The 15,531-nt window shown below is 68.3% G+C and carries 15 protein-coding genes; 9 read left to right on the top strand and 6 right to left on the bottom strand.

Annotated features, from left to right (window positions below):
* Positions 1-85 precede the first annotated feature (85 nt).
* From hisS to BUR94_RS11785, 4 genes are all read left to right on the top strand, one after another.
* The gene (gene hisS, locus BUR94_RS11800; protein WP_074256422.1) at positions 86-1,555 is read left to right on the top strand and encodes a histidine--tRNA ligase; all 1,470 of its coding nucleotides are present in this window, start codon (positions 86-88) and stop codon (positions 1,553-1,555) included.
* Positions 1,555-2,655, top strand: coding sequence for an ATP phosphoribosyltransferase regulatory subunit (locus BUR94_RS11795; protein WP_074256421.1), 1,101 nt, complete (start codon positions 1,555-1,557; stop codon positions 2,653-2,655). Before hisS ends, BUR94_RS11795 begins: the two co-directional genes overlap by 1 nt.
* Positions 2,652-3,344, top strand: a complete 693-nt coding sequence (gene hisG / locus BUR94_RS11790; RefSeq protein WP_074256420.1) for an ATP phosphoribosyltransferase — start codon at positions 2,652-2,654, stop codon at positions 3,342-3,344. Before BUR94_RS11795 ends, hisG begins: the two co-directional genes overlap by 4 nt.
* 61 nt (positions 3,345-3,405) lie before the next feature.
* On the top strand, positions 3,406-3,921 hold the full coding sequence (locus BUR94_RS11785; RefSeq protein WP_074256419.1) for a hypothetical protein: 516 nt from the start codon (positions 3,406-3,408) through the stop codon (positions 3,919-3,921).
* Positions 3,922-3,974: 53 nt separating this feature from the next.
* On the opposite strand, the gene BUR94_RS11780 is transcribed toward BUR94_RS11785, so the two are convergent.
* A complete protein-coding gene (locus tag BUR94_RS11780) occupies positions 3,975-6,485 on the bottom strand; it encodes an adenosylcobalamin-dependent ribonucleoside-diphosphate reductase (RefSeq protein WP_074256418.1) in 2,511 nt (836 codons plus the stop codon).
* Positions 6,486-6,599: 114 nt separating this feature from the next.
* Here BUR94_RS11780 and BUR94_RS11775 point away from each other — a divergent pair, with 114 nt between their 5' ends.
* The gene (locus tag BUR94_RS11775; protein WP_074256417.1) at positions 6,600-7,043 is read left to right on the top strand and encodes a DUF1489 family protein; all 444 of its coding nucleotides are present in this window, start codon (positions 6,600-6,602) and stop codon (positions 7,041-7,043) included.
* 192 nt (positions 7,044-7,235) lie between these two features.
* On the opposite strand, the gene BUR94_RS11770 is transcribed toward BUR94_RS11775, so the two are convergent.
* Both BUR94_RS11770 and metF read right to left on the bottom strand, forming a co-directional pair.
* Entirely contained in the window at positions 7,236-8,018 is a 783-nt protein-coding gene (locus tag BUR94_RS11770; protein ID WP_074256416.1) for an FAA hydrolase family protein, read from the bottom strand.
* Between the two features lie 196 nt (positions 8,019-8,214).
* Positions 8,215-9,084, bottom strand: a complete 870-nt coding sequence (gene metF, locus BUR94_RS11765; RefSeq protein WP_074257701.1) for a methylenetetrahydrofolate reductase [NAD(P)H] — start codon at positions 9,082-9,084, stop codon at positions 8,215-8,217.
* Positions 9,085-9,177: 93 nt separating this feature from the next.
* On the opposite strand from metF, the gene BUR94_RS11760 reads away from it, so the two are divergent.
* Together BUR94_RS11760 and BUR94_RS11755 are read left to right on the top strand one after the other, a co-directional pair.
* Positions 9,178-10,086: a LysR family transcriptional regulator gene (locus tag BUR94_RS11760; RefSeq protein ID WP_074256415.1), complete on the top strand. Its 909-nt coding sequence runs from the start codon at positions 9,178-9,180 to the stop codon at positions 10,084-10,086.
* A gap of 62 nt (positions 10,087-10,148) precedes the next feature.
* A complete protein-coding gene (locus BUR94_RS11755; protein WP_074256414.1) occupies positions 10,149-10,937 on the top strand; it encodes an inositol monophosphatase family protein in 789 nt (262 codons plus the stop codon).
* A 129-nt stretch (positions 10,938-11,066) separates the two neighbouring features.
* Here the strand turns inward: BUR94_RS11755 and BUR94_RS11750 are convergent, their stop codons facing one another.
* Complete coding sequence (locus BUR94_RS11750) at positions 11,067-11,444, bottom strand: GFA family protein (RefSeq protein ID WP_074256413.1); 378 nt, start codon at positions 11,442-11,444, stop codon at positions 11,067-11,069.
* Complete coding sequence (locus BUR94_RS11745) at positions 11,441-12,175, bottom strand: rhomboid family intramembrane serine protease (RefSeq protein WP_074256412.1); 735 nt, start codon at positions 12,173-12,175, stop codon at positions 11,441-11,443. The genes BUR94_RS11750 and BUR94_RS11745 overlap by 4 nt, the downstream gene beginning before the upstream one ends.
* Positions 12,176-12,284: 109 nt before the next feature.
* Between BUR94_RS11745 and BUR94_RS11740 the strand changes: the two genes are divergently transcribed.
* On the top strand, positions 12,285-12,842 hold the full coding sequence (locus tag BUR94_RS11740) for a tetratricopeptide repeat protein (RefSeq protein ID WP_074256411.1): 558 nt from the start codon (positions 12,285-12,287) through the stop codon (positions 12,840-12,842).
* A 15-nt stretch (positions 12,843-12,857) separates the two neighbouring features.
* Here BUR94_RS11740 and BUR94_RS11735 read toward each other — a convergent pair whose 3' ends face one another.
* Entirely contained in the window at positions 12,858-13,724 is an 867-nt protein-coding gene (locus BUR94_RS11735; RefSeq protein WP_074256410.1) for an S-methyl-5'-thioadenosine phosphorylase, read from the bottom strand.
* A gap of 217 nt (positions 13,725-13,941) precedes the next feature.
* Between BUR94_RS11735 and BUR94_RS11730 the strand changes: the two genes are divergently transcribed.
* Positions 13,942-15,531 (top strand): SulP family inorganic anion transporter, encoded by a 1,590-nt coding sequence (locus tag BUR94_RS11730; protein ID WP_074257700.1) that lies wholly within the window; start codon positions 13,942-13,944, stop codon positions 15,529-15,531.

Genomic DNA, 15,531 nt, shown 5'->3' with positions numbered 1-15,531 from the left:
GCGCCCCTGCCGCCGCCAGCCCTTGCTTGCGGGCATGGCCCCGCTGCGCTATGCCCCGCGCGACTGGTTTTGAAGGCCCCGCACCATGGCGAAAGAGAAGAAACAGCCCCGGCCCAGGGCCGAGACGCCCAAGGGCTTCCGCGACTATTTCGGCGCGGAAGTGGAGGAGCGCAACGCGATGCTGGCCGAGATCGCGCGGGTCTATGCGCTCTACGGCTTCGATCCGTTGGAAACCAGCGGCGTGGAGACGGTTGAGGCGCTGGGCAAGTTCCTGCCCGACGTGGACCGGCCCAACGAGGGGGTCTTTGCCTGGCAGGAGGAAGACAGCGGCTGGGTGGCGCTGCGCTACGACCTGACGGCCCCGCTGGCGCGGGTGGCGGCGCAGTATCGGAACGATCTGCCGAGCCCGTATCGTCGCTACGCGATGGGGCCGGTCTGGCGCAACGAGAAGCCGGGGCCGGGGCGGTTCAGGCAGTTCTATCAGTGCGATGCAGATACGGTCGGCAGCGCGAGCCCGGCGGCGGATGCGGAGATCTGCGCCATGCTGGCGGATACGCTGGAGGCGGTGGGCATTCCGCGTGGGGATTACTTGATCCGGGTGAATAACCGGAAGGTGCTGAACGGCGTGCTGGAGTGCATGGGGCTGGCCGATGAGGGCCAGCGCGGTGCCGTGCTGCGCACCATCGACAAGTTCGACAAGGTGGGCGAGCAGGGCGTGCGCGAGCTTCTGGGAAAGGGCCGGAAGGATGACAGCGGGGCCTTCATCGAGGGCGTCGGGCTTGAGGCGGTGCAGGCCGATCCGGTTGTGGCGTTTCTGACGTCGAAGGCCGCGAGCGCCGAAGAGACCTTTGTGAATTTGCGCGCCGCCGTGGGCGAGAGCGCGATTGGCGCGGAGGGGATCGCCGAACTGGAGCAGATCGCGGCGCTTCTGGCAGCGCAGGGCTACGGGCCGGACCGGATCGAGGTGGACCCCTCCGTGGTGCGCGGCCTGGGTTACTACACCGGTGCGGTGTTCGAGGCCGAGCTGACCTTCGAGATCACCGACGAGAAGGGGCGGCCTCGCCAGTTTGGCTCGGTGGCGGGCGGCGGGCGGTATGACGACCTGGTGAAGCGGTTCACCGGGCAGGCGGTGCCTGCCACCGGCGTCTCCATCGGGGTGGATCGGCTGCTGGCTGCACTCAGGGCCAAGGGGCGGCTTTCGGGCGAGACCCGGGGGCCTGTGGTGGTGACGGTGATGGATCGGGAGCGGATGGCCGATTACCAGGCGATGGTGGGCGAGTTGCGGGCCGCCGGGATCAGGGCCGAGGTCTATCTCGGCAACCCCAAGAACTTTGGCAACCAGTTGAAATACGCCGACAAACGGCAAAGCCCGGTGGCGGTGATCCAGGGCGGCGACGAGGCCGAGCGCGGCGTGGTGCAGCTGAAGGACCTGGTGCTTGGGGCGAAGCTGGCGGAGGGCCTCTCCCGAGAGGAATGGGCCGAGCAGCCGGCGCAGGTGGAGGTGGCGCGGGCCGATCTCGTGGCCGAGATCGCCAAGATGCTGGATCGCGCCTGATGCTCAAGGAGGTGCCGCGCGAAGAGGTCTCTCGCCTCATCGGCCTCTTCGAGGCGGCGGGTGCGCTGCGCGTGGGTGCCGACGTGCTGCAACCGGCCGACACGCTGCTGGACCTCTACGGCGAGGAAATCCGCGCGCGAGCCTATGTGAGCCACGACCCGCTCCGCGGCGAGCTGATGCTGCGGCCCGACTTTACCGTGCCGGTGGTGCAGGCGCATATGGCGCAGGGGCAGGAGCCCGCGCGCTATTGCTACGCGGGCACGGTCTTTCGGATGCAGGAGGACGACTCGGGGCGGCCTTCGGAGTTCGAGCAGGTGGGCTTCGAGCTCTTCGACCGGGGCGACCGGGCGCGCGCCGATGCCGAGGTTTTTGCCCTGATTTCGCAATGCCTTGCCGGCAAGGGGCTGCGGGCGGCGATTGGCGATATCGGGGTGCTCAGTGCGGCCGTGGCGGGGCTTTCGACCAGCGAGAAGCGCCGGGCGGCGCTGATGCGGCACCTGTGGCGGCCCCGCCGTTTCAAGGCGCTGCTCGACCGCTTCGGCGGGCGCGCCGGGGTACCCGCGACGCGGGCGGCGCTGCTACAGCGGCTGGAGGCGGAGCCGGCCGAGAAGGTGCTGGCCGGGGCCGGGCCGGAGATTGGCCTGCGCCGGGCCGAGGAGGTGCTTGCGCGGATCGCGGCGCTCCGGGCCGATGCCCAGGAGCCGCCGATCCCGCAGGCGGAGCTCGATCTGCTCGATGACCTGCTGGGCGTGCGTGCCGACCCGGTGGATGCGCTGGAGCACCTGCGCGACCTCGCGGTGGACATGCCCGCGCTCTCGCCCGCGCTCGACACCTTTGCCCGCCGCCTCGACGCGCTGGCCGAGGCGGGCATCGACCTGGCGGCGCTGGAGTTCGAGGGCAGCTTTGGCCGCACCCTGCTTGAATATTACGACGGCTTCGTCTTCGGCTTTTTCGCGCCGCAGCGGCCCGACCTGCCGGCGGTGGCCACGGGCGGGCGCTACGATGCGCTCTGCCGGGTGCTGGGGCAGGGCCGGGAGATTCCGGCGGTGGGCGCGGTGATCCGGCCTGCGCTGCTGGTCGAGCTTGGAGGGGCGGGCTGATGCTGAAGCTGGGCGTGCCCTCCAAGGGCCGGCTGATGGACAAGACCTTCGACTGGTTCGGGGCGCGAGGCGTGGGGCTGAAGCGCACCGGCAGCGAGCGCGAATATGCGGGCGCGGTGGAGGGCGTGGAGGGCTGCGAGCTGCACCTGCTGAGCGCGGGGGAGATTCCGGGCGCGCTGGCGGAGGGGCGGATTCACCTCGGCGTCACCGGCTCGGACCTGGTGCGTGAAAAGATCGCCAGCTGGGAGCAGCGGGTGGAGGAGCTGGAACTCCTCGGCTTTGGCCATGCGAACCTCGTCATCGCGGTGCCCGCCTTCTGGGCCGATGTCGACACGCTGGACGATCTCGATGCGGCGGCCAGCGCCTTTCGGGCGGTTCACGGCCACCGGCTGAGGATTGCCACCAAGTATCACCGGCTGGTGCGCGACTTCCTGCGCCAGGAAGGCGTGGCCGATTACGCGCTGATCGACAGCCAGGGCGCGACCGAGGGGACGGTGAAGAACGAGTCGGCGGAGGCGATCGCCGATATCACCTCCTCGGGCGAGACCCTGCGCGCCAACCATCTGAAGGTGCTGGCCGACGGCTGCGTGCACCGCAGTCAGGCCACGCTCTTTCGCTCGCGCCGCGCCGAGTGGAGCGAGGCCGACCGGGCCACGCTGGCCGCCCTGAAGGACAGGCTCGGGCTCTGACACGTGTTTGCGCTCGGCCCGCAGGCGGCATAGCATCGCGGCGGACCTGCGGGAGGCGGTGATGATCGAGCTTTCGGGAATGTTCGAGGAGGAGCTGATCCTGCTTCTCAACTGGCTTGCCGGGCGCAAGCGCCACGTTGCCTTCGAAGGGGCGCAGGTGGTGAGCGAGGGCGGGATCGGGCGCATCCGCAACCCGCTGCCCGACGGGCCGGTGGTGCAGGGCCGGCGGATCGCCACCCTGGGCTCGCCCTATTCGGTGCCCCGGATCGACCTCGGCAACAGCTGCTGCCCGCATCATGTTTCGGGCCAGATCGAGACCGGGGCGGAGGATATCGTGTTCGAGGGCGTGCCGGTGGTGATGGTGGGCGACACCGGGCGGCACTGGCCGGGCTGCGGCACGGCTCAGGTCTTCGTGGCGGAGGGTTGGCAGAAGATGCTGGTGCCGCGCGCGCAGTGGGACTTTTCGCGGATCGGGCGGTCGGCGGGCTTTACCTTTACCGCCGACACCAAGCCGGAAGAGGCCCTGCGCGCCACCTTTGCCCTGGGGCTGCGGCCGGTCGACGACAGCGAGACCTGAGCCGCGCTCCCGTCAGGTTGCAAGGCCCTGCCGTGTGAGGCAGGCGCAGGTGATCAGCCGCACTTGCTGTGCCCGCAGGAGGTGCAGGTCATGCAACCTTCGACCATCTGAAGGGTGAACTGGCCGCAGGCGGGGCAGGCCTTGCCGCGGGGGCTGCCGATGGAGACCACCTGCGCCTGGGGGTCGGCCTTGAGGCCCATGCCCTCGCCCGCGATGAAGCCGATGGCGATGAGGTGGCGCTCGATCACCCCGCCGATGGCAGCCAGGATCGACGGCACGTATTTGCCCTGCATCCAGGCGCCGCCGCGCGGGTCGAACACGGCCTTCAGCTCCTCGACCACGAAGGACACGTCGCCGCCGCGTCGGAAGACGGCGGAGATCATCCGGGTCAGCGCCACCGTCCAGGCGAAGTGCTCCATGTTCTTGGAATTGATGAAGACCTCGAAGGGCCGCCGCTGGTTGCCCACCACCACGTCGTTGATGGTGATGTAGATGGCATGCTCGCTGTCGGGCCACTTGAGCTTGTAGGTGTTGCCCTCAAGCGCCTGCGGACGGTCGAGCGGCTCGTGCATGTAGATGACATCGCCGTGGGGGTGGTTGGGTTCGGTGCCGGGGGTGGCGAGGGTTTCTGATTGATTGCCCTCACCGAAAAGCAGCCAGCCTGCGGGCACGTTGAAGGCACTGGCAGCTAACTCTGCGCCCTCTTTGGAAAGCTCCTGTTTTCCGCCAGCGACCCACAGAGAATAGCGAGATCGCTTTATTCCGATCGCGTCTGCCGCCTGCTGCTGAGTGGCAAATCCCGCTTTCTCTTGCGCCCACTTCAGCCTCTCGGCAGGTGAGTCGAGTTTCGGTAGGGCTTCGGAACTGTCTTGAGAAACACTCAAAACACTCCCCGTCACATCGTTCGGGCGGTAGGTGGTGCAGCCCTTGCAGCCGGTCTCGTAGGCTTGCAGGTAGATATCCTTGAAGGCCTCGAAGCTGATGTCTTCGGGGCAGTTGATGGTCTTGGAGATGGAGCTGTCGATCCACTTCTGGGCGGCGGCCTGCATCTTGACGTGCTCGGAGGGCGACAGGGTCTGGGCGTTGGTGAAGTGGTCGGGCAGGGGGGCGTCACCCTTCAGATCGCGCCACATTTGCACAGCGTAATCAACCACTTCTTCCTCGGTGCGCGAGCCGTCGGGTTGCAGCACCTTGCGGGTGTAGGCATAGGCGAAGACCGGCTCGATGCCGCTGGAGACGTTGCCGGCATAGAGCGAGATGGTGCCGGTGGGGGCGATGGATGTGACCAGCGCGTTGCGGATGCCGTGGGTGCGGATCGCCTCGCGCACGTCCTCGTCCATCTGGGCCATGGTGCCCGAGGCGAGGTAGGGCTCGGCCTCGAAGAGGGGGAAGGGGCCTTTCTCCTTCGCCAGGTCGACGGAGGCGAGGTAGGCGGCGCGGGCGATGGCGTGGAGCCAGGCCTCGGTTTGCGCGGCTGCCTCGTCGGAGCCGTAGCGCAGGCCGGTCATCAGCAGCGCGTCGGCGAGGCCGGTGACGCCGAGGCCGATCCGGCGCTTGGCCTGCGCCTCGGACTGCTGCTGGGGAAGGGGAAAGCGGGAGGCATCGACCACGTTGTCCATCATCCGGACGGCGGTGGCGGTGAGCTTGGCCAGCGCCTCCATGTCGATGGCGGCGGTGGCCTCGAAGGGATCGGTGACCAGCCGGGCAAGGTTGATCGAGCCCAGAAGACAGGCGCCGTAGGGCGGCAGGGGCTGTTCGCCGCAGGGGTTGGTGGCCGCGATCTTCTCCACGTAGTTCAGGTTGTTCATCGCGTTGATACGGTCGATGAAGATCACGCCGGGCTCGGCGTAGTCGTAGGTGGAGCGCATGATCTTGTTCCACAGGTCCCGCGCCTGGACCGTGTGATAGACCTTGCCGCCGAACACGAGCTCCCACGGCTTGTCGGCCTTGACCGCCTCCATGAACGGATCGGAGACCAGCACCGAAAGGTTGAACATCCGCAAACGGGCGGGGTCGGACTTGGCGGCGATGAAGGCCTCGATGTCGGGGTGATCGCAGCGCATGGTCGCCATCATCGCGCCGCGGCGGGAGCCGGCCGACATGATGGTGCGGCACATCGCATCCCAGACATCCATGAACGACAGCGGCCCGGAGGCATCGGCGGCGACCCCGGAGACAGCCGCGCCCTTGGGCCGGATGGTGCTGAAATCATAGCCGATTCCGCCGCCCTGCTGCATCGTCAGGGCAGCCTCCTTCAGCATGTCGAAGATGCCGCCCATGGAGTCGGGGACGGTGCCCATCACGAAGCAGTTGAAGAGGGTAACGGCGCGGGCGGTGCCGGCGCCGGCGAGGATGCGGCCGGCGGGCAGGTATTTGAAATCGGACAGGGCCTCGTAGAACTCCTGCTCGCGCGCGGGCGCATCGGCCTCGCCCTCGGCCAGCGCGCGGGCGACGCGGCGCCAGCTGTCCTGCACCGTCTCGTCAATGGGCGTGCCATCGGCCTTCTTGAAACGGTATTTCATGTCCCAGATGGCTTCGGCGATCGGGGCGGAGAAGGCGGTCATGGCGGGATCCCAGAGTGTGCTGCGAAGGCGCAGGATAGGGCGATGGGCGGGGCTGTTCAACACCTCGTCAGGGCGTCTGGCAGAATCGTCGGTGGGCATTTAGGCTACCACATCATGGGTGAACATACAAAGAACACCATACATCTGGTCAAGCTCTGTGTCGGTGTCGACACGCTGGACCAGCTCGAGGCCTGGCGGGCACAGCGGCGGCGGGAGACCGGCGTGGCGGAGAGCCGCCATGTGACCCGGATGTGGCCGAAGCAGGAGGCGGCGCTGCTGAACGGCGGCTCGCTCTACTGGGTGATCAAGGGCGTGATCCAGGCGCGGCAGGAGGTGCTGCGGCTCGACGAGGTGGTGGGCGGTGACGGGATCCGGCGCTGCGGGATCGTGCTGGCGCCGGAGTTGATCCGGGTGGCTCCTGCGGTGCGGCGTCCGTTTCAGGGGTGGCGCTACCTGAAGCCCGAGGACGCGCCGCCGGACCTGCCGAAGCAGCGCGTGGGCGACCCCGAGATGCCGCCCGAACTCGTTGCAAAACTTGCGGAAATCGGAATCCTGTGAGGCCCCGCCTCGGTGGGTTGCACCTTCCTTACGGCACCGTGCGGCGGCGGAAGCCGGCCGGATGGGGTATTTTGATACCCCGATACACAACCCATGCACAAGTGATGCACAATCCATGCATACGCGATCTTCGGCGGTCACCGCTGCGGGTGCATCGTTAACGCGCCGGGACGGTGGGGCAGGGAGTGACGCTCAGGTGAACTGCACCGCCACCGATCCGAGCGGGCCGAAATCGGCGTGGAGGGTATCGCCCTTCCGGGCGTGGACCGGCCGGGTGAAGCTGCCCGAGAGCATGTAGTCGCCCGGCTTCAGCTCGGTGCCATAGGGGCCGAGCTTGTTGGCGAGCCAGGCGATGGCCATGGCGGGGTGGCCGAGCACGCCGGCGGCAAGGCCTGTCTCCTCGATCTCGGAGTTGCGGTAGAAGATGGCGCCCACGGTGCGCAGGTCGATCGCATCGGGCCGGACCGGGCGACCGCCCAGCACGATGCCGGCACCGGCGCCGTTGTCGGCCACTGTGTCGAAGATCTTGCGCGGCTCGGTCACCCTCGCGTCGATGATCTCGATGGAGGGGATGACCCATTCGGTCGCCCTCAGCACGTCGATCAGCTGCACGCCGGGGCCCTTGAGGGGGGAGTGCAGCACGAAGGTCAACTCGGGCTCGACGCGCGGCTTGCAGAAGTTCTCGAAGGGCACGCGCGCGCCGTCGTGCAGGAGCTGGTCGGAGAAGAGGTAGCCGAAATCGGGCTCGTCGATCTGGCTCGCCGCCTGCATGGCCTTGGAGGTGAGGCCGATCTTGTGGCCGACGATCCGGTGGCCCGCGTCCACCCGCGCCTCGGCCACGGCGGAAGAGATGGCATAGGCATCCTCCAGGGCGATCTCGGGAAACATCGCCGAGGGGCGCTCGCCCTGCACCTTGGTGCGATGCGATTCGAGCAGCGATGCGACGGCCTTGGCGCGTTGATCCTTGGTCAGCATGGGTGTCCTCCCTTTGCGGTGTTGTGGCCTGCCGGGAGGGTTTTGCCAAGGGATAACATGTTAAGGAGCTTGGGCTCTGCCAGGGGCCCGGCCGCCCGGCGCGGCGGGCTGCCGCGGCGGAAGGAACTTCACGAAGAATCTTCGGGCGTGAAGACCTTTCGTGAAAACCCTTCGTTCCGGCGCGCCGGTGGCGGTGTCAGGCCACGTTTTCCAGCGTTTGCACCGGGTGGACGCCGAGGGCGCGGCAAACGTCGCGGGTGAGGCCGGGGCGGTTGAGGGTGTAGAAGTGCAGGTGATCCACGCCTTCCTCCAGCAGCTCGGTGCAGAGCTCGGTGGCCAGGGCCGTGGCCAGAAGCTCCTCGCGGCCGTCGCGTTCGGCGGTGGCGAAGGCCTCGGCCATCCACTGCGGCACCTTGGCGCCGCAGCGGGCGGCAAAGCGGGCGGTGTTGCGGAAGTTCTCGATCGGCAGCACGCCGGGGATCACCGGCTTGTCGATGCCAGCCTTCACGCAGGCGTCGCGGAAGCGCAGGAAGGTCTCGGCCTCGAAGAAGAACTGGGTGATCGCCTCGTCGGCTCCGGCCTCGAACTTGCGCTTGAGCCACTCCACATCGGCCCCGTCCCCCCTGGCCTCGGGGTGCGGGTCGGGGTAGGCGCCGACGCGGATCTTGAAGTCGCCGGTGGCCTTGAGCGCCGAGATCAGCTCGCAGGAATTGGCGAAGCCTTCCGGGTGCGGCTCGAAGCCCTTGCTGCCCTTGGGCGGGTCGCCGCGCAGGGCGACGATCTCGCGCACGCCGGCCTCGTGGAAGGCGCGGGCGATGCCCAGGGTCTCCTCGCGGGTGGCGTCGACACAGGTCAGGTGGGCGGCCACGTTGAGGCCCGAGGACTTGTGCAGCGTGGCCACGGCCTCGCGGGTCAGCTCGCGGGTGGTGCCCCCGGCGCCGTAGGTCACCGAAACGAAGGTGGGATCGAGCGGGGCGAGCACCTGCACGGTGTCCCAGAGGCGAAAGCTCGCCTCGAGGTTTTGCGGCGGGAAGAACTCGAAGGAAACGGAAGGGGTGGCGGGCATGTCGGCTCTCATGGGCATCGGGTCGGTTTTGGTTGTCGCATTGCGGGGGATGTGAAACAAGCTCATAACTCTCAACACGATCATGAGTTTCCTATGCATATAGAGTTTCGCCACCTGAGGAGTGTCCGGGCGATCCACCAGGCCGGCGGGCTGGCCCGGGCGGCGGATGTGCTCAACATCACCCAGTCGGCCCTGAGCCATCAGATCAAGGGGCTTGAGGAGCAGGCCGGGGTGGAGCTTTTCGTGCGGCGCTCGAAACCGCTGAAGCTCTCGGCGGCCGGGCACAGGCTGCTGAAGCTCGCGGAAAAGATCCTGCCGGAGCTGGAGGCGCTGGAGGCCGATTTCAAGGCGCTGAAGAGCGGCAAGACCGGGCGGCTCCACATCGCCATCGAGTGCCATGCCTGCTTTGAGTGGCTGTTTCCGGTGCTGGAGCAGTTCCGCCGGGCCTGGCCGGACGTGGATGTGGACATCCGCCCCGGCCTCGCCTTCGACGCGCTGCCGGCGCTGAACCGGGAGGAGGTGGACCTGGTGGTGTCTTCCGACCCCGAAGACCTGCCGGGCATCGGCTTTGCGCCGCTCTTCGACTACCAGCCGACCTTCGTGGCCGCCGCGTCGCACCCGCTCGCCGCCAAGGCCTTCGTGGCGCCGGAGGACCTGCGCGACGAGGTGCTCATCACCTATCCGGTCGAGCAGGCCCGGCTCGACGTGTTCTCGCAGTTTCTGACCCCGGCCAAGGTGCAGCCCCGGCAGGTGCGCCAGAGCGAGCTGACGGCGGTGATCCTGCTGCTGGTGGCCTCGGGGCGCGGCGTGAGCGTGCTGCCCGACTGGGTGCTGCGCGCAACGGTGAAGAGCGACGACTACATCACCCGGCCGCTCACCGAAAAGGGCCTTACCCGCAGGCTCTACGCGGCCACGCGGGAGGAGGAGGCCACCAAGCCCTACATGGCGCATTTCCTCCGCCTCGCCCGGACCGAGCCGCTGAAGCTGCAGCGCGCGGGCTAGCGCTTGGCAGCGGGGCGAATCCGGCCTATACGCGCCACCTTGAACGCCAAAGGAGCCGAGCCATGTCGGGCAGCGCAAACCTCAACACCATGATCAAGGCCGCCCGCGCGGCGGGCCGCTCGCTGGTGAAGGACTTCCGCGAGGTGGAGAACCTCCAGGTCTCGACCAAGGGGCCGGGCGACTTTGTCAGCCGCGCCGACACGCGGGCCGAAGAGATCGTGAAGGCGGAGCTGATGGGCGCGCGGCCGACCTATGGCTGGCTCGGCGAGGAGGGCGGCGGCACGCCGGGCGAGGACCCGACCCGGCGCTGGATCGTCGATCCGCTCGACGGGACCACCAACTTTCTGCACGGGCTGCCGCATTGGGCTGTGTCGATCGCGCTGGAGCACAAGGGCGAGGTCGTGGCCGGCGTGGTCTTCGACCCGGCGAAGGACGAGATGTTCTTTGCCGAGAAGGGCGGCGGCGCCTTCATGAACGAGACCCGGCTGCGGGTTTCGGGGCGCGAGCGGATGATCGAGAGCATCTTTGCCACCGGCCTGCCCTTCGGTGGCCGCCCGGAGCTGCCCGAGACGCTGAAGGCCTGCGCGCGCCTGCTGCCGACCTGCGCCGGGGTGCGCCGCTGGGGCGCGGCCGCGCTCGACCTTGCCTATGTGGCGGCGGGCCGGTTCGACGGCTACTGGGAGAAGCGGCTGAACGCCTGGGACATCGCCGCCGGTCTGCTGATCGTGCGCGAGGCGGGCGGCTTCGTGGAGCCGATCCGCGAGGGCAACAGCATGCTTGCCGATGGCGAGATCATCGCCGCGAACCCGACGCTGTTTCCCAAGTTCGCCAAGCTGGTGCGCGGCGAGTAGGCGCGCGCCCGGGCGGCGCGGGCGGGGCGCATCTGATCAGGATCGTTCACGCTTTGCGCGCCCCGGTCGGGACAGCGCGCGGCTGCTGCTGCGTCTTGCTGAAAGCACTCGAGGAACCCGGCAGCGGAGTCAGCTGCGGTCGCTGGGGTGGTTCACGCCGTCGGCCCAGGGGATCGGCTCCAGGTCGCGCGGGTTGACGCTCTCGAGGCAGGCCGCGTTCACGCCGTATTCCTCGGGGTTCGAGCGGCGCTGGTGGTGGGTGTAGATGCCGCAGGTGGCGCAGAACCAGTGTTTCGCCGTGTGGCTGCCCCAGGTGTAGAGCGTGAGGGCGTCGGCGCCCTTCACGATCTTCAGGTCGGCCAGCCTTGCCGAGACCGGGGCGGCGCCGCGGCGGCGGCAGAAGGAGCAGTCGCAGCGGCGGATCGAGCCGAGGCCTGCGGGCACCAGCGTGACCTCGAGCTCCACCGCGCCGCAATGGCAGGTGGCGCGGCGGGGGGCTTCGGTCATCGGCGTCTCCGGACGGTGGGGATGGACGTGGAAGACAGGCGGCCATAGTCGGCCTCGGGGTGGGGCGGGTGGCCATCGGTCCGTTGCCACCAGCGCGCGGCGCCCTCCTTGAGGAACCAGGGCAGGGTTCCGATCACCCCGGCGATGAAACCGCCGACATGGGCCCAGTAGGCCACGCCGCCGCCGCTGCCCACGGTCATCGCGCCGTTGGCCAGCTGAAGGCCGAACCAGACGGCGAGCACGATCCAGGCCGGGATCGGCCAGACCTTGGGGATGATGACGATGATGAAGAGCACGTCGATCCTGGCCCTGGGGTAGAGCAGCAGGTAGCCGCCCATCACCCCGGCGATGGCGCCCGAGGCGCCGACCAGCGGCACCATGCTGCCGGGGGAGGCGGCCACGTGCAGCCAGGTCGCCACCACGCCGGTGGCGAGGTAGAAGGCGAGAAAGGGCAGGTGGCCCATCTCCTCCTCCAGGTTGTCGCCGAAGATCCAGAGAAACAGCATGTTGCCGATCAGGTGCAGGATGCCGCCGTGGAGGAACATGGCGGTGAGGTAATCGAGCGCCTCGACCCGCGCCGGGGTGACGCCGAACTCGGTGTAGAGCGCGTAGAGCTGGCGGTCGTTCAGCGGCAGGGTCATCAGCACGAAGACCGCGACATTGGCGACGATCAGCGCGAGCGTGACCCAGGGGGTCTTGCGGGAGGGGTTGTGGTCGCGGATCGGGAACATGGGGGATGAGTGCCCGGAGGGCGCGGGAGGGTCAAGCTGTGGCGGCGGCGTTCATCATGTTTTCGTGTGGGGCGTTGACCGAAGGGGCCGGGTCAGGGGAGGCTGGGGCATGGTTAGCAAATGGTTGATAGCGGCACTGGCCCTTGGCGTTGCCCCGGTGGCGGCAGCGGCGGAGGGGTGCGACACGGCGGTGCTGGTGGAGCCGGAGAAGCGGGCCGAGGTCTTGCGGTCGATCCGCGAGGCGGAGACCGAGATGGAGGCCCGCGGCCACGCCAATGCCATGTGGGATATCTGGGCGACCGCGCCCGATGCCCGCGCCCAGGAACTGCTCGACGAGGGCATGGACCGGCGCGAGGCCCATGACTTCGAGGGGGCGATCAAGGCCTTCGATGCGCTGGTCGATTACTGCCCCGGCTATGCCGAGGGCTACAACCAGCGCGCCTTCATCCGATTCATGCAGCGCGACTACGCCCCCGCGCTGACGGACCTCGAGGCCGCGATCACCCGCGCCCCCGACCATTTTGCCGCGATCGCCGGCAAGGCGCTGACCCTGATGGGGCTCGGCCGCAACGGCGAGGCGAAGACGGCGCTGGAGGAGGCGCTGGGGCTGAACCCCTGGCTGCCCGAGCGCGGCCTGATGGGGATGCTGGAGAACCAGGACATCTGAGGCGGGCGCGGAGGCTCAGAGCACGCGGGCGGCGATGGCTTTCAGGCGGTCGAGGAGCGCCGGGTCGCGGGCCTCGGGCGCGGTCATGATGGCGTGGTCGAGCGCCGTGTCGCAGCCGTGCGGGCAGGGGGCGTGTTCGGCGCCGAGGCGCGCGGGCAGGTTGGCGATGGTCTCTTTGGCGCGGGCGGAGTTGCCCTGCAGCGTGGCGAGGATCTCGGTGATGTCGACGGTGTCGTGGCCCTCGTGCCAGCTGTCGTAATCGGTGACCATGGCCAGCGAGGCGTAGCAGAGCTCGGCTTCACGGGCGAGCTTGGCCTCGGGCATGTTGGTCATGCCGATCACGTCGCAGCCCCAGCTCCGGTACATCCGGGACTCGGCCACCGAGCTGAACTGCGGGCCCTCCATCGCCAGGTAGGTGCCGTGCGGATGGACGGTGGCCCCGGCGCCGCGCGCGGCCTCGGCCACCTCGGCCCCAAGCGCGGGGCAGGTGGGGTGCGCCATGCTGACATGGGCTACGCAGCCGGTGGAGAAGAAGCTCTTCTCGCGGGCGAAGGTGCGGTCGATGAACTGGTCGACCAGCACGAAGTCCCCCGGCGCCATCTCCTCGCGGAAGGAGCCGCAGGCGGAGATCGAGACCACGTCGGTCACGCCCAGCATCTTCAGCGCGGCGATGTTGGCGCGGTAGGGCACGGTGGAGGGCGTGTGCACATGGCCGCGCCCGTGGCGGGGCAGGAAGGCCAGCGGCACCCCGCCCAGCGTGCCGGTGAAGATGGCATCCGACGGCGGCCCCCAAGGGGTGTCGAGGGTCAGCCAGCGGGCGTCTTGCAGCCCGTCGATGTCATAAAGACCCGACCCGCCGATGATGCCGATCATTCGTTTCATGCGCCTTCCCCTCGTTGCTGCCCCGATGGAGCCCGATCTGCCGCGGGCCTGCAAGCGGTTTGCCCAAGGCGCCCCTGCGACGGCCTGCGGGGGTTTTGCCGCTGGCGCAAACATGCTAGCTGCAGCGCAGCGAACAGCCAAGCCAGCCGGAAGACATGACATGAGTGAGACGCCACGCGCGGGCAAGAGCCCGTTTTTCGCCTTTGCCCGCGGGATCATGGGCGATTTCCGGCAGGGCGACGAACCGATGGCCGCGCGGGTCAAAACCGAGCTGCTCTCGGGGCTGACGGTGGCGCTGGCGCTGGTGCCCGAGGCGGTGGCCTTTGCCTTTGTGGCCCATGTGCACCCGCTGGTGGGCCTTTACGCGGCCTTCATGGTGGGGCTCATTACCGCGGTCTTCGGCGGGCGGCCCGGGATGATCTCGGGCGCGACGGGCGCGCTGGCGGTGGTGATGGTGAGCCTGGTGGCGCAACACGGGGTCGAATATCTTTTCGCCACGGTGATCCTCATGGGGATCCTGCAGATCGGGGCAGGGGTGTTTCACCTCGGGAGGTTCATCCGGCTGGTGCCCCATGCGGTGATGCTGGGCTTCGTCAACGGGCTGGCGATCGTGATCTTTTTGGCCCAGCTGGGGCAGTTCAAGGTGCCGGGCGGCGATGGCGAGTGGCTGACCGGCCTGCCGCTGATGCTGATGCTGGGCCTCGTGGCGCTGACGATGCTGATCATCTGGGGCCTGCCGAAGGTGACCAACGTGATCCCGGCGCCGCTGGCGGGCATCGGGATCGTGGCGATCGTGGTGATCGTCTTCAACATCCCCGTGCCGCGGGTGGGCGACATGGCCTCGATCGCGGGCACGCTGCCGCCGTTCCACATCCCGTTCGGCGAGGGCGAGGGGCTTTATGGCACGCCTTTGGCGCCGCTGAACCTGGAAACGCTCTACATCATCTTTCCCTATGCGCTGATCCTCGCGGCCATCGGGCTGATCGAGAGCCTGCTGACGCTGAACCTCGTCAACCAGATGACCGACCAGCGTGGCGGGGCCTCCAGGGAGTGCGTGGCGCAGGGCATGGCCAACACGGTCACCGGCTTCTTCGGCGGCATGGGCGGCTGCGCGATGATCGGGCAGTCGATGATCAACGTGAAGTCCGGCGGGCGGACCCGGCTGGCGGCGATTGCGGCGGCGCTCTTTCTGCTGTCGTTCATCCTTTTCGCCAGCCCGCTGATCGAGCAGATCCCGCTGGCGGCGCTGGTGGGGGTGATGTTCATGGTCGTCATCGGCACCTTCGCCTGGAACACCTTCCGGATCATGCGGGTGAGCACCAAGTTCGCCAGTTTCGTCACCATCCTCGTCACCGTGGTGACGGTGCTGGAAGACCTCGCGGTGGCGGTTGTCGTTGGCGTGATCGTTTCGGCGCTGCACTACGCCTGGCAGAACGCCAAGCGGATCACCGCGCGGAGCCACACCACACCGGAGGGCGCGAAGGTGTATGAGGTGGTGGGGCCGCTGTTCTTTGGCTCGGCGGACGGGTTTCTCGAGCTGTTCGATCCCAAGGGAGACCCGGAGCTGGTGATCGTGGACTTTGCGGAGAGCCGGGTGGCCGACCAGACGGCGCTGTCGGCGATCGAGGGCGTGGCGAAGAAGTACATGGACGAGGGCAAGGAGCTGCACCTGCGGCACCTCAGCGATGACTGCCGGAAGCTGCTGAGCCAGACCGGGCTGATCCTGGAAGTCAGCGAGGACGACCCGGAGTATCAGGTTGCCGCCAACTATCCGGTGCAGACGGGGCTCTTCGGCGAGGCGCATTGA

It is taken from the genome of Vannielia litorea (genome assembly GCF_900142295.1).
GTDB classification, from domain to species: Bacteria; Pseudomonadota; Alphaproteobacteria; order Rhodobacterales; family Rhodobacteraceae; genus Vannielia; species Vannielia litorea.
This window is presented reverse-complemented; position numbering and strand designations above follow the sequence as displayed.

What these genes read in the sequence shown, in the direction of transcription:
- BUR94_RS11760 (WP_074256415.1), top strand. Translation starts at nt 9,178, where the DNA reads ATGCATATAGAGTTTCGCCACCTGAGGAGTGTCCGGGCGATCCACCAG.
- BUR94_RS11775 (WP_074256417.1), top strand. Translation starts at nt 6,600, where the DNA reads ATGGGTGAACATACAAAGAACACCATACATCTGGTCAAGCTCTGTGTC.
- BUR94_RS11755 (WP_074256414.1), top strand. Translation starts at nt 10,149, where the DNA reads ATGTCGGGCAGCGCAAACCTCAACACCATGATCAAGGCCGCCCGCGCG.
- BUR94_RS11795 (WP_074256421.1), top strand. Translation starts at nt 1,555, where the DNA reads ATGCTCAAGGAGGTGCCGCGCGAAGAGGTCTCTCGCCTCATCGGCCTC.
- BUR94_RS11770 (WP_074256416.1), bottom strand. Translation starts at nt 8,018, where the DNA reads ATGCTGACCAAGGATCAACGCGCCAAGGCCGTCGCATCGCTGCTCGAA.
- BUR94_RS11745 (WP_074256412.1), bottom strand. Translation starts at nt 12,175, where the DNA reads ATGTTCCCGATCCGCGACCACAACCCCTCCCGCAAGACCCCCTGGGTC.
- BUR94_RS11740 (WP_074256411.1), top strand. Translation starts at nt 12,285, where the DNA reads ATGGTTAGCAAATGGTTGATAGCGGCACTGGCCCTTGGCGTTGCCCCG.
- BUR94_RS11750 (WP_074256413.1), bottom strand. Translation starts at nt 11,444, where the DNA reads ATGACCGAAGCCCCCCGCCGCGCCACCTGCCATTGCGGCGCGGTGGAG.
- BUR94_RS11730 (WP_074257700.1), top strand. Translation starts at nt 13,942, where the DNA reads ATGGGCGATTTCCGGCAGGGCGACGAACCGATGGCCGCGCGGGTCAAA.
- BUR94_RS11780 (WP_074256418.1), bottom strand. Translation starts at nt 6,485, where the DNA reads ATGACCGCCTTCTCCGCCCCGATCGCCGAAGCCATCTGGGACATGAAA.
- BUR94_RS11735 (WP_074256410.1), bottom strand. Translation starts at nt 13,724, where the DNA reads ATGAAACGAATGATCGGCATCATCGGCGGGTCGGGTCTTTATGACATC.
- hisS (WP_074256422.1), top strand. Translation starts at nt 86, where the DNA reads ATGGCGAAAGAGAAGAAACAGCCCCGGCCCAGGGCCGAGACGCCCAAG.
- BUR94_RS11785 (WP_074256419.1), top strand. Translation starts at nt 3,406, where the DNA reads ATGATCGAGCTTTCGGGAATGTTCGAGGAGGAGCTGATCCTGCTTCTC.
- metF (WP_074257701.1), bottom strand. Translation starts at nt 9,084, where the DNA reads ATGCCCGCCACCCCTTCCGTTTCCTTCGAGTTCTTCCCGCCGCAAAAC.